At 70.8% G+C, this 202-nt stretch carries 1 protein-coding gene; it reads right to left on the bottom strand.

The window, feature by feature from the left end; translation table 11 throughout:
- On the bottom strand, positions 1-202 hold a 202-nt coding region (locus IF17_RS01000000137025), incomplete at both ends, for an ATP-binding protein (protein WP_032773269.1).

The raw sequence follows: 202 nt of genomic DNA, 5'->3' as shown, positions 1-202 counted from the left end.
GAGCAGGCCTTCGGTGCGGAGTTCGGCGATGGTCGTGCCGAGGGAGATGCGGGCGGCGGCCTTGGCGAGGGGGACGGCGGTGGCCTTGGAGGTGAAGGGAACCGTGCGGGAGGCGCGGGGGTTGGCCTCCAGGACGTAGAGGATGTCCCCGGACAGCGCGAACTGGATGTTGATCAGCCCGCGCACCCCGACACCCTTGGCG

It is taken from the genome of Streptomyces cyaneofuscatus (assembly GCF_000718135.1).
Taxonomy (GTDB): Bacteria; Actinomycetota; Actinomycetes; order Streptomycetales; family Streptomycetaceae; genus Streptomyces; species Streptomyces cyaneofuscatus.
Note: the sequence above shows the minus strand (reverse complement) of the source record. Positions and strands in the feature narration are given on the sequence as shown.